Source organism: Aquimarina sp., assembly GCF_977115655.1.
In genome coordinates this window covers 58,422-71,512 of sequence record NZ_CDSBKO010000017.1, presented here as the reverse complement: position 1 = coordinate 71,512, position 13,091 = coordinate 58,422, and the positions used below count along the sequence as shown (strand labels likewise).

At 32.2% G+C, this 13,091-nt stretch carries 8 protein-coding genes; 2 read left to right on the top strand and 6 right to left on the bottom strand.

Annotation, left to right across the window (positions count from 1 at the left end):
* Positions 1 to 57: 57 nt before the first annotated feature.
* The 5 genes from ACZIYX_RS09425 to ACZIYX_RS09405 all read right to left on the bottom strand — a co-directional run bounded on the left by ACZIYX_RS09425 (position 58) and on the right by ACZIYX_RS09405 (position 8,314).
* Positions 58 to 1,236 (bottom strand): glycosyltransferase, encoded by a 1,179-nt coding sequence (locus ACZIYX_RS09425; RefSeq protein WP_462681974.1) that lies wholly within the window; start codon positions 1,234 to 1,236, stop codon positions 58 to 60.
* A gap of 369 nt (positions 1,237 to 1,605) precedes the next feature.
* Positions 1,606 to 1,902, bottom strand: coding sequence for an STAS domain-containing protein (locus tag ACZIYX_RS09420; RefSeq protein WP_462681973.1), 297 nt, complete (start codon positions 1,900 to 1,902; stop codon positions 1,606 to 1,608).
* Positions 1,903 to 2,014: 112 nt separating this feature from the next.
* Positions 2,015 to 3,256: an oligosaccharide flippase family protein gene (locus ACZIYX_RS09415; RefSeq protein ID WP_462681972.1), complete on the bottom strand. Its 1,242-nt coding sequence runs from the start codon at positions 3,254 to 3,256 to the stop codon at positions 2,015 to 2,017.
* A gap of 114 nt (positions 3,257 to 3,370) precedes the next feature.
* Entirely contained in the window at positions 3,371 to 7,408 is a 4,038-nt protein-coding gene (locus ACZIYX_RS09410; protein WP_462681971.1) for a DUF6923 family protein, read from the bottom strand.
* A gap of 99 nt (positions 7,409 to 7,507) precedes the next feature.
* Positions 7,508 to 8,314, bottom strand: a complete 807-nt coding sequence (locus ACZIYX_RS09405) for a glycosyltransferase (protein WP_462681970.1) — start codon at positions 8,312 to 8,314, stop codon at positions 7,508 to 7,510.
* Positions 8,315 to 8,885: 571 nt separating this feature from the next.
* Between ACZIYX_RS09405 and ACZIYX_RS09400 the strand changes: the two genes are divergently transcribed.
* Both ACZIYX_RS09400 and ACZIYX_RS09395 read left to right on the top strand, forming a co-directional pair.
* Complete coding sequence (locus ACZIYX_RS09400) at positions 8,886 to 10,982, top strand: tetratricopeptide repeat protein (protein ID WP_462681969.1); 2,097 nt, start codon at positions 8,886 to 8,888, stop codon at positions 10,980 to 10,982.
* A gap of 569 nt (positions 10,983 to 11,551) precedes the next feature.
* Entirely contained in the window at positions 11,552 to 12,034 is a 483-nt protein-coding gene (locus ACZIYX_RS09395; protein ID WP_462681968.1) for a hypothetical protein, read from the top strand.
* 112 nt (positions 12,035 to 12,146) lie between these two features.
* On the opposite strand, the gene ACZIYX_RS09390 is transcribed toward ACZIYX_RS09395, so the two are convergent.
* Positions 12,147 to 12,752, bottom strand: a complete 606-nt coding sequence (locus tag ACZIYX_RS09390; protein ID WP_462681967.1) for a hypothetical protein — start codon at positions 12,750 to 12,752, stop codon at positions 12,147 to 12,149.
* Positions 12,753 to 13,091: the final 339 nt, after the last annotated feature.

Sequence of the window (13,091 nt, the reverse complement as noted above, 5' to 3'; positions counted from 1 at the left end):
GAGCTACTAAGATAGAAACGGTAGTTATACAGATATATTAAAAAAGAAGGATTATTATTATTTTCTGTTCTGTATAGCTTTAAATTGTTGGATATACATATCGGTTATTTTAGGCATTGGCAGGGCAGTGGCAGCTTTGTAATTTGCTTTTCCTAATGCAATACGATATCCAGGATCTAATACAATTTTTTCTATAGCATTGGCAAGGCTATCTACACTTTCAGGATCAAAAAACTCTCCTTTATATCCTTCTTCTTCTACTAATAAACTTAAATCTCCTAAATCCGGCATAACTACAGCTTTACCATAGCTTCCTGCTTGGTGTAATACTCCCGAGCTTCCTGTTGTAGAGGTATACGGAAATACTACCATAGCACTTTCTGTAAAAATTCTGGGCACATCCACCTCTTCTACATAACCAGTAAACGTAAGTTGGGGTACATTAGCATATTTTTCTTTCATAGATTGTAAATACCCTATAACATTAGGGTTATCTGTTCCTGCGATTACAATTTCGAGATTGGTATTGGTTCTGGATCGTACCTTTTCTACTGCTTCAATCATAATCTCTACCTTTTTGTACGTACCAAATTTTCCGAAAGTCATAACTTGTAAAGGGCCCTCAGGAAGGGTGTATATTGGCTCTTCCGGTATTTCAAAAGTACCATGAGGGATCTGTACTATGTTGGTAGCGGTATATTTTTCTTTTAAGATATGTACATATTTATCTATAGTAACAGCAACCATATCTGCCGATAGTATAAACCGGGTAAGCATTGTACCTATACCTGTATATATTTTTTGAAGAATTTTATTTTTTGTAAACCCAGAGTTTTCTAAATCTACTTGCTCCATAATATTATGCAGTAAAACTATGGTAGGGATATTTTTTGAAACACAACGTTTTGGTAATAACAACCCTAATGCTGCAGCTATTTTTTTATCTCCAAACTTCATGAATTGCAGATTAAATAATATAGCATCTGGTTTGGTTTGGTTAATTACTTTCATTACAGAAAAAATGTTGTTATAGCTATTAAATTTCCAGCATTGTTTGACTACTATACGGCATCCTTTTTCGGTAAATGAAATATATGCATCTTGCGGGGAAACATCGGTTAACAATATAAGTTCAGAAATTTCTGCATGTTGTCTAAAATGTTTGACCAAGTGGTATGCGTATTCATTTAAAGTTACTTTACTGGGGGGGTAAGCGGTTACAATAGCTAATTTCATCTATAATTCTTTATGTTGGTTTTTAGAATCAGACAGAGACGAATTAAAACCTATTAGAAACCTTAAGGATAATAAAGGTTTCAAGATTTTAGGACGAACGGGATAGGTCTTTGTTTTTGTAAACTACAATTTATAATAACCAGATTAAAAAACCAACATAAACCAAACAAGAATAACAAGTATTTTTTGGGGTATAGCACGTTTTTATTATTTGAAGGTTTTAGTAACGATGGTTAATAATATTTTCTAAAAATATATTGGTTGTATCTTTTTAAAAGAGCTGCAAAAGCGAAATTACCTATTACTTTAAACGTTCCTGATGTATTTATAATTTGCAGTTTCCTGATATTTTATTTTGGGTATATTCTGTTATACAAAATCACTTTTCAGAACATAGTTTATCTTGCCAAAGGCAGCACTTACTTTTTTATTTTCTTTGCCTATAATGTATAAGATTTTTTTATTTTCGACAGCATTCCTAAATAGTTTATTTAATACGGTAACGCCAGACGAATCAATTTTTTTTACTTTATCCAGGCAGATAATTACTTTGTTTAAATTGTACAATAGCTTTTCAAAATGATGTTGTAAGGATTTAGCATTTTCTGCGGTTATACTTCCTTTAATTTCAAAAACTTCTTGATTTTGGGTAATTTGTAAGGCCATAACTTTTGTTTTATAGGTTATTAATATCTTAAAGTTGCATCTTTTTTTATTGATTTTGATGCTAATTACGGTGAGTTACATATATCTTTCCATGAATAGGTTCTATCGATCGTTATCCTCTTTTTTGATACATTAAAAAGAAGAATAACTGAAATACAAGAAGAACAGCCATTGCTATTATTTGCATAATAACAACCTGTGATAGTGTATTGTGAAAAAATAGGATAAGTACTACCTGCGAAACCCCAAGTAAAGCAGATAATACTACTGGTACATATTGATCCAGAGATAAAAAATAATAAGCAAAAATATTAGAAATAGCAAATAGGGATGTTGCAATTGCATATTTCCATAGTAGTGGTGCTATACTTATATATTCACTACCAAACATTATATTAATTACAAGTTCAGGAAAAAGATAGCATCCCAGTACAATCGCTGCCGAAAGTAAAGTAATATAAGATACATATTTGAATAATACAGGAGTGTGGGCTTCTCCATCCTTTTGTTTTTGTACTACTTTTGGTAATAATAACATAACAAACATCCAGGCAACAAAATATACGACTCTGCCAATCAAGGCTAAAGAAGCGTATAAACCAGCTTCGTACGTTTCAAAATAGTGTTTTACCATAAGGATATCACTATTGTTGATAATGATTTGAGTAAACTCATAAAATGCTGTTAGCAGGAAAAACTTGAGTATATATTTAGATTCTGTAGATGGTAATGTATGTTTTTTTGTGATTTCGATATGTTTAGATTGAAAGGGGAGAAGACCAAACAGAAAAGAAATAGCAATACCCAAAGCTACTAAAACAGAAGATTGTAATTGTGTAGTATAGATTAATAGTAAAGTAATAATAAGTCTGCTAATCATTTCTCCCTGATAGGTTATAGCAAGACTGTAAAATTTTTTGCTTCCTTGAAAAATCCCTCTGTTAACACTCATAATAAAGTATACAGGAACACCAATACCAAACAAAGTAAACATAGTAGAGGACTGGGTGTTAAATAGTGCTTGTAAAGAATTTGCAAACAGGATAAGTAAGACTCCTAAAACAATACCGATAGCACTAGAGTATTTGTATATAATATTGATAAAATTTTTAAATACATCCTTCTCAAAAATTACCGAAAATTTGGCTGTCGATAATTGAAATGTCATAGCAACAAAAGACAAAACTAAAAGAAAAGTGATTAATAGTGCAGCGTCTGCAAACGCTTCGGGACCTAAAATTCTACCCAAAATTAAATTATAAAGATAGTTTCCCCCATTAACGATAATGACACTGATCATAAATTTTTGCTCTGCACTTAATCTTTTTAAAGCAGTATGAATGATCATTTTCATGAGAATAGGTTTTTATGTTGTATTATGTATTTATTATAAAGGTACTTTCTTTTTAAAAAATACTCCTGTACTTTACATTTTTCATAAAGTGCAGGAGTATAGTAAGATATTGTGTTATTGTATTAGGAAAGTTCCTTCGTATCTTTTTTTGAAATTGTCTCCTCTAATAATATATTTATATACACCTTTTTGTAGGTTCTTGGCAGTAAAAGTAAAAGTGTCTGTTAAGACCCCGTTACCTCCAAGATGTTCTTTTTGTACGGCTCTGCCAAGCATATCTATTACCGATATGGTTAGTTTTTTTTGTGGTGTTGGCATTTTGATGGTTGTATTTGTTTTAAAGGGATTAGGAGAGTTAAAGATAGCAGTTGTACTGTTTTCGGGACTAATTTCTACATCCTCATTATCGATTGCTATACCCTCTGTGTTTTCATTACCTGTGGTTGTAGTATCGGTGGTTTCTTCTTGTTCTTTTTCTGCTGTAAATTTAAGCTTCGAAACTTCGATAGTAAAAGGGGTAAAAATTTGGTAATCTCCTTGTATAGAAAACACAACACTTCTTAGATTGTCTATACTAACATCTTGTTTTTTTGTAGTATAAAAACTAGAAAAAGGCAGGGTGTATGTTTGTTTTGTATCGGTTGCTTTTATGGTATACCTAAGTCTGTCGTTCCAATCTGTAAGATCTTTGGTTACCAGGATTACTTCTACCTCTTTATCTGCGTATAACTCAAACTCTACCGCTTTGTATTCTGTTACATTTAGAGTACGATCTCCTCCCAGAATATTTCTAAAAAGATTCATGGTTTCTTTAAGGTTACCACTTACCGTAGCATCTCGTTCTATTAGGTACTGATTAGCTTGGTTTTCCTGATTTTCGTTCTTAATAATATTAAAGTTAGTTATCGTAGCTCCTTGCTCCAGAAAATCAATACCCCACGGGCCATCTGCCAGGTATAATGCATCTGCTTTGTAGGGATCGTTACCCGTAATTGCAAATCCTATATCAAATAAATATCCTGTTTCTATAGTAACAGTTTCTTGATATTCACCAGACAGAGCAATTGTTTTGGTTAATAGTTCTTCATTAGATAATTCTGTTGCTCTTTTGTTTCCTCTAAAGTTAAGTTGGCTTGCTTGCGACTTGTTTATAATACTTAATATAAGTTTACCATTTCTATAATATCCTTCCTGAACAAATACAGGAGGTATATGGTTTGGAATAAAAGTTTTACCAAGTGATTTTTGCACCATCAACTTATCTATAATCGTATTTGCAATTGTTGCAACTTGTGGTATAGAACCACCCCAGATCTGAAAATTAAGATAGTCTCCTTCGGGGTATTGATCCATGTTCCATAAACTATATAACTCGTTTTGATATTCGTCTGTTCGAACAGAAAAATGTAAAGCTTGTTCGATCTCTCCTGTTGCTCTTCTAATTTTGGTATTCACCAAAGTATGGTTTCGGATTTTTAAGGTTCTGATGTCTTCTAGTACAGACCCATTAAGTCTGTCGCATATAGTTTTAGAATGGTCATAAACAGATCCTTTGGTCGCCATGGCCAATGCAGCACCAACTCTTTGATTTTGTTTGTAATAGTCTATAGAGAATACAGAGGTAGCATTGGTAATTCCAATTAAATCATCCGGGCTCGATACAAACGAGGTTTCTGTTCCTGTAGCTCCGGTTGTTGGAAAATAAACACTTAAGTCTACATTGTTACCATTTTTGTATGATTTTTGCCCCGGAGCAAAACGTTGTTGCAAGCTTTTTTGATTGTATATTTTATTGGTTTTGGATCGGGTAAAATTTCTTTTAGCAATTAAATTTGCCAGATCTCCGTTACTTTCTAACCCACCATCATTACCAGAGGTTACAATACCTTCTTCTGTTAGTTCAGGTATATTGGTTGTTTTTAAGGAACTGTATTGCTCTGCTTTTACATGAAACAATACATCGTTAAAATCATGATCTGCTTCTGGATAGTCTCGTCTAATATCTTCAAAACCAAGCACAATAGTTTCGTTGGCAGTGTCTGCTAGCAGGATATTGTGTGGTCGTAGTGTCTCATCACACTCTGGATTGTAATCTGGGTCAGAGTAGATTTGCCATAGCCCGGAGTCTATATTGTTGTTATCCCAGCCATCTGTAAGTAATACCCATCCAATAGCTGTATTTGCAGGAAAACTACCAATATTTACGGTATTACCGGCAGCTAATCCACCACCACCGCCTACTTTTGAAGTATTAGGAAAAACAACAGTAATATTTTCTGGGTCAGGAACCGTTGCAGAAGGATTATTTATATTATACGTATAAAAACCAAGTACATTTTTATAGTTTGTATTTTCATCAATAAAGGTTACTGAAATGGTTGTTGCGCTTTCTAAAATAACATTGGTATCGTAACCCGAGTAAATATAATTAGGATTAAGGTTAGGAACAGAATTACCTTCGGGCAAACCATTTTGTATACGGTTTATGTAATCGGAGGTTAGGATCTGATTAGTGACTAAATAATCTGGAATGCCATTTGCGCCAATTGTGCCCAGATATTGATATCGCTCACCTATACTGGATGCAGGAAAACTGGCAGGGGTTTGGTTGTTGTTATTCGAATCAAAAACAGTTTTTTTTAAATCAAAATTATCATCCAGACCATCTTGATCAAAATCATTTCCAGATGCTGTTGTATCTGCTGTTCCATCGCTATTTGTATCGTATGCATCTACCGTATCTAATGTTCCATCGTTATTAGAGTCGGTATCTAAAAAGTCGGGGTTATCTGTACCATCTGTATTAATATATCCTTGGGGAGTCCCGCCACTACTAGGATCAAAAGCATTATCCATACCATCTCTATCGTCATCCAGACCAGAAAGAGGTATAAAGTTAAGGCTGTTTTGCCCTTCAATAAGGTCAATGATCCCGTCTTGATCAGAATCAATATCGTATGCGTCATAAATTAGATCATTATCGGTATCTGCAGGATAAAAAACAACACCAGTTTGATCTACATCTACAATATCTGCAATACCATCCAGATCCGAATCGATATAATTAGAATCCTGCGCATTAAATTGACCATCACCATTAGTATCATAACTACCTAGTCCGGCTTCTACAATATCAAATATCCCGTCGTTATCACTATCCAAATCCAGTACGTTGGGCACACCATCCCTATCGGTATCAAAAGCTAAAGAAACGCCACTGTTACAGGTAGCTCCAAAATCGGGATCCAAATAGTTAAAAGTCCCATCAGAGTCATCATCTCCATAAGGATCTATACCGCCACCTTCTACAAGGTCAGGAATGCCATCTCCATCGGTATCTTTGTCAAAAGGGTCTAAGACTTCGTCCTGATCGGCATCTATAGGCGATATACCACTGGCACATTTAAAACCATCATTAGAGTTGGTTACTTCGGTGTTATTTAATAAAGCAGCATAAGGGGTTGTACTTTCATAATCATTCACCAAATATAATCCCCCACTGTTACTGGATACATATAGTCTGTTACTGGTATCGGTATAACAAGCACCAAATGTATGGTTGGGCAAATCGGTAACCGTATTGCTGCTAAAAACAGGGGTGGTTGTAGAAAGATCCCATTTATATACATCTCCTTTACTACCACCATATAAATTACCATTAATAAATACAATATCTGCACATGTATTAGGAGAAGCTTGGTTGGATACTACAATTTCAAATACAGGAGGAGTAGAGCCATTATAGCTTTGCAAATGGATTATTTTATGAAAAGATTTCTTGTCTAGTGCATTTTGAAAAACCCATAAGTTTCCTTCGTTGTCTACATCGGCAGCATAACCACCACCAAATGCGATACCTCCGTTAGGAGCAACAGCACCAAGATCTACGATTGCATCTTTTCCTATTCGTAATAGATGTTTATCGCTACTTCGTATTGCATATAAAAAATTATCTACGGGGTTGTACCCTCCTGCGTTATATGCGCTATGGGTATGAAGAGGATCAGAATAGGTCCCCGTTATAGGGTCATAGGATCGTAATGCTCCAGAAATTACTTGATAAAATTTTCCTTCATTACAATCAAAAGGTTGTTGTGCATAAGTACTATTTGTTATAAATAGTACCAGAATGATAACGACGGCTTTTTTCATAATATACAGGCGTTTGTATTTTCTGGTTCTAAACCGGGATACAGACGTTTTTTTGGTAGTTAGAGTATGTTTTTTGAATTGTTTTTTTAAAGAAAGTAGTTATCTTATCATATAGTCATTTATTTTAAGGTTAAAAATATCCGAGGCATTTTTAGTATGAGTTCTGATTTTGAAATAGTTAAACCAGATCATTAATAAGTTAATTGGGATGAGAAAAGAGTCTTTTAAAGTTATTTTAGAACCTTCTACTTCGATCCAACTATCCAATGGCTCTTCGCTAATAGAGTTTAACAGGTTTTTAATCCCTATATGTTTTTTTAAGCGAAGAAAAATTTCGATATCAAATAACCATCTGCTAATAAATCGTTGGCTATATACATTTTTGATAATACTTTTCTTAAATACTTTAGCTCCGCACTGCGTGTCTTTAATAGGAAGTTGAAGAATAAACTGAATAAAGAACCCTACAAAATTGGATAATATTTTTCTGGCTATGGTTCTTTCAATATTATTAGAATCTTCTGTTTTTCTGGATCCAAAAACCATGGTTAGCTTAGGGTTGCTGTTTAATTTGGTTACTAAGTTGTCCATTTCTTCTAATGATGTGGACAGGTCGGCATCCAAAAAGGCAATATTATCGATACAATCCAAACCGGCAAGATAATTAGCTCCTGTTTGTACTGCGGTAGCTTTGCCTTGGTTATCTTCCAGATCGATTACCGATATTTTTTTTGGGTTGAACTCTCTAAGTTCAAGTAGCATTTTTAAAGTGTTATCAGAACTTCCGTCATTAACAAAACAAAAGTGGTAATTTGTTTTTTGGTTTAAAAAGTCGCAAAACTTTTCTTTATCCAGTCTATAATATTCATTATAGCATGGAATAATAATTCCTGTAGTTTTCGTCATTTTTTTTTAGATTTTGGGGCATACTTCCGGGGTAATAGAAGTATTGGTTTTTAAGAGCAGCCTCTTTATTTTTTTTAGGCTTTTTATCTTTAAAAATATGTTCAACATTCTTCTGGGGATTTTTGAAGACTATCTCACATTTTGACGAATTTACTTTTTGTAGAATTAACTATATAAATGTTAATTATCAACTGTATGTAAAATTAACATCTGTTTTCGAGATTTCATTACGGTAAAACCTCAAAATATTTACGAAGGGACTAAAATTGTGTATTTTGTCGATAATTATGTGTTTTTAAATAAAAATTTAACACTTTTTTGTTAAAAAAAGAAGGTTAAATACTACAAATGTTAATAAATAAAAGGGTTTTTTTAGGAAAAATAATGTTAAAAAAGAGCTTTTTTTTTCTATTTTCAGTAATAATTATATAAAGTTATGTTAAAAACATCAAGATTTCTTAAATAAAAGAAAATTAAAAATATAATTTTAATAAAACTTAGAGGGTTTTTGATTGCTGTTGTTTTTGTTATTCTTAGCTTTAACAATATTAACCTGTTATTACACAAAACAATGTTCTTAAAACCCTTTTTTTTAAGTTTTTTATTTCTTTTTCCGCTTTCCTTTTTATCTGCGCAGGATATGCAGGAAGGTTTTGGTTATCTCGAAACGGGAAAGTATGATAAAGCAAAATCTTTTTTCAACATCATTTTAGAGCAATATCCTACAAATAGAACCGCTCTTTTGTGCTATGGCAGGTCGGTGGGTTTATTAGGGGATTCAGAAAAAGCAGTATCTATTTTTACAGCGTTAAAAAAAGATTACCCAAATGATTTTGAAATTAAGTTAAACTATGCCGAAGCACTACTTTGGGATAAACAGTTTACAGATGCAGAAAATTTTTATGAATCATTAATTCAGGAGGATAGCACAAGTTTTCCTGCTGTACTAGGATATGCCAACACATTATCTAATCTCAAAAAGTATAAAAAAGCATTAGAAATAGTGAATGAAGCACTGGTACTGCAAAAAGGAAACCCAAATGCTTTGTTATCCCGAAAATATATTCGTTTGGGGTATGCCAATATATTGGTACAAGACAAAAAATATAAAGAAGCTATAGAGTTACTGGATCAAAACCTTATAGATTTTCCTAAGGATAAAGACACATTTCTAAATAAAGCTACTATTTATTTAGTTACCAATAATTTGGAAGAAGCAGAAAAAGTGTATACGGATTTAGCGATAAACAAAGAGGATAGTATAATATCTTTAAATGGTAAAGCTTTGGTTGCCCATAAAAAAAATAAAGAAAAAAAAGCACTGAAAATAGCAAGTACCGCTAAAGAAAAAGTAGTGGATTTTAAAGATAATAAAAACCTTTATCTGTCTACACAAGAGCGATATATACAAGCATTGTTATGGAACAGAAAATTTAAGACAGCAAATAATGAAATTAACAAATTACAATTAGAGTACTCTAATAATAGGATATCTGCTTTGCAGGCAACACATGGTATGTATACCAGTAACTTTAAAACAAGTCTGGAAAGTTATACTTCTATATTAGAGAAAGACAAAAGTTCTTTTGATGGTAATTTAGGAATCGCAAATGCATATAGGGCAGTAGGAGAGGATATGAAATCTTATGTGTATGCTTTTAAAACATTACAATATTATCCAAAACAACAAGATGCAGAAAAATTGATAAAGACTTTAAAAAAGTCTCATACCCCTTTTATCGAAGAAAAAACAGCATTTACTTTTGATAATGGGGATAATGAAGCCTTTATGATAAATCTAAAATCAGAAATTCCTTTATCAGCAAAACTTACTACAGAGTTTCAATATGAGTATAGAACAACAAAAAATACGATAAGCAAAAACGAAGCTACATCAAATGATTTTTGGTTGGGATTGATGTATAAATTTAATGGTAAGCTCTCGTTACAATCTAAGGTGGGTATTACCAATGCAAATGCATTTACAACAGATTATACAGAAATGCTGGCAGAGATAATACTGAAGACGAAACCATTTAAACTTCAAAATCTGGATATAGGATACAAGAGAGAGTTACAAAATTTTAATGCAGATTTATTAAATAGAGAGATTGTAATGAATAATTACTTTTTGAATTATAATCTTAGTACCAATTTTAATTTAGGTTGGTATACACAGTATATATATACCCCGCAGACCGATGATAACGTAAGAAATCTATTGTTTTCATCTTTATACTATACTTTTTTACAAAAACCTATTATAAAAGGAGGTGTAAATTATCAATATTTATCCTTTAAAGAGCAAGTACCTGTAATTTATTTTAGCCCCGGACAATTTAATTTGGGAGAGATATTTTTGGAGATTGTTAGTGATGCCGAAAAAAAATGGTTTTATAATGCTAGTGCAGCTTTGGGTAGACAATTTGTAGAAGAAGACCCGGGATCTTCAACTTTTAGAGCAGAAGGAAAATTTGGATATCAATTTTCAGAGCGATTTAAGGCAAACCTATATGGTAAATATAGTAATATAGCTTCTGCTACAGCAGCTGGTTTTGAATATACAGAACTTGGTTTTCAGTTAAAATGGTACTTTTTGTCCAAACCTGTTTTTGATAAAAAAATACAAGAGTTGCAAAAGAACGAAGATGTAACTATGTCTAATTGATTTTAAAATATGGGTTTAAATGTGGATGACACTTTGTAGGAGATGTTAGTGTTTTTGTAATCAGTTATATATAGGGAGTTGTTTGTAATCCGAAACCAGATATACTTATGTTGGATGGAGAGTGCAAAAAAAAAATACAAGGCAGAGATGTCATGAAAAAAATATTGTAAGTCATTTATTGTGAGTGTTATATTGTTCTTGTTGCCATCTGTTTTGATAGTATTCATGCATAAAATTCATGGTTTTACCACAAAGCAAAGAGCCGTAATTTACCTAGTTTAGATACTATAAATGTATCCAATACAAAATGAATGTATTTTTCAGTAACAGGAACTAAAAAAATGGATAAGAATCAGTGTATTATTGCCTTTTGTTGCATGTATCTGAAGAGGGAGCAAAATTATTTTTTTTATTCAAATCCAGAATTTGAGATCAGGCAACCAGAAAATCTTCTTCTTTGCATAGCTCAGAAGAGAAAAGAAGGATTTAGGAATGATCGATGGCTATAACAGATATATCATATAAAGACATAAACTACATATATAAAGGCGGCATATATTTTTTTATTGATGAAAGATATCATTAAGTTTCATATTACTAGTAGTATTTTAAGCGCTTCTATTATAGGAACGTTTATGGTTGTACATGACTTAATTACTGAAAGAATTGACTATTTTTTTTCTATCAGGATTCCCATATATTTTAATTTTATCTATCTTATTTCTGCATTTGTTGTTTCGTGGGTGGCTCCTTTTATGATTTATAAAATAAAAAACTACAAAAAACATTTTTTTGTACTACTCGTATTTTACGGGATACTGATTTTGTCTTTTTTGATATTCGAATACATTAGTGATTTAGAACATACAGATGCATATCATGGAAGTTTGGGGTATTTAAAACACTGTATTACAACTGTAATAGTAGAGGAGCAAACTATACTAATTTCTATTTTATTGTCTGCCGTTATTTATTGCTGTCAATTGCTTGTGGGCAGAGTGTTTATACCTATATCGTACGGAAGCGAGACCATCAAAGGTAGCAGGCTGTGATTTGGGGATTTAGCTTTTTACTTATAGCCTAAAAAAAATAGTTGCCAATCAACTATATGTAACTACTTTTATTTCTTGCGCCATTTTAGTCAGGCGCAAACTTAAATTTATACTATTTGTTGATTGCTGTAATTTTTCTTTTCAATGTGTTGATCTGATCGTTGGTGAACTCTTTTCTTAAGTGGGGTTTGCTTCGACACATTATGTTTCCCTCTTTTTCCAGGTGTCCCAAACCTAATGCATGTCCGATTTCGTGAGGGCTTGTTGATTCGTTTAAGAATTCATCTGTTATCAAAGCTCTTTGTGATGTTCCCATACCGGCTATTGCAATAATATTAGACCTCTTTATTATATAGATATTCAATCGGTCTGATTTGAAAGATTCGTTGGTTTCATTCATAAAAACTTTAGACTCATTTCCTCTGTTGTCTTTTAAATCATATAAATCATCATTTATGATAATCCTGGATTCTCCAAGAATGAGTCCAATATTATGTTTATGAAAGTAAAAGCCATTTAGATTTTTAATATAATTAGACTCGTCCAGATTGTATATAGACTTATCATGGTTATTAGATGGCAGCACATAAATGATGTCTACAACTAAAGTTTTTTCTGGATTTTCAATAAATATAAGTTCGTCATTTAAAGGTGCGTGGTTGTCTATAGTACAGGATACAGATATAAACGCGATGATGATTTTTATTAGGTTTTTCATGGTAAGGGGTATTAGGTTTATTTTTTTTTTTTTGAACAAGTGTTTTTATCTTTTCATACCTTAAATTAGTTTAATTTTGGTTGGTTTTCAGTAATTTACGATGAGTAGTGTTTTTCTGTCGTTTTGACAATATTTTTATATCGATGAATAGTTTTTGATCAAATAAGTTATGATTACATGTACTTTGATATATAAAAGGGGTATCCAAGAATTAAAGCAGTATGATTACTCTTATATGAAATTATCGTAAAGGAAATTGAATCTCTGACCAAGGGTTTTTGTTTTCTGGGATTTGCCTTAAAAACAAAATGTATTTTTTTTGAAAGTATAGTTTATGTA

Bases quoted from the DNA above. Each gene is read 5' to 3' on its own strand.
- ACZIYX_RS09425 (WP_462681974.1), bottom strand. From the start codon at position 1,236: ATGAAATTAGCTATTGTAACCGCTTACCCCCCCAGTAAAGTAACTTTA.
- ACZIYX_RS09420 (WP_462681973.1), bottom strand. From the start codon at position 1,902: ATGGCCTTACAAATTACCCAAAATCAAGAAGTTTTTGAAATTAAAGGA.
- ACZIYX_RS09415 (WP_462681972.1), bottom strand. From the start codon at position 3,256: ATGAAAATGATCATTCATACTGCTTTAAAAAGATTAAGTGCAGAGCAA.
- ACZIYX_RS09410 (WP_462681971.1), bottom strand. From the start codon at position 7,408: ATGAAAAAAGCCGTCGTTATCATTCTGGTACTATTTATAACAAATAGT.
- ACZIYX_RS09405 (WP_462681970.1), bottom strand. From the start codon at position 8,314: ATGACGAAAACTACAGGAATTATTATTCCATGCTATAATGAATATTAT.
- ACZIYX_RS09400 (WP_462681969.1), top strand. From the start codon at position 8,886: ATGTTCTTAAAACCCTTTTTTTTAAGTTTTTTATTTCTTTTTCCGCTT.
- ACZIYX_RS09395 (WP_462681968.1), top strand. From the start codon at position 11,552: ATGAAAGATATCATTAAGTTTCATATTACTAGTAGTATTTTAAGCGCT.
- ACZIYX_RS09390 (WP_462681967.1), bottom strand. From the start codon at position 12,752: ATGAAAAACCTAATAAAAATCATCATCGCGTTTATATCTGTATCCTGT.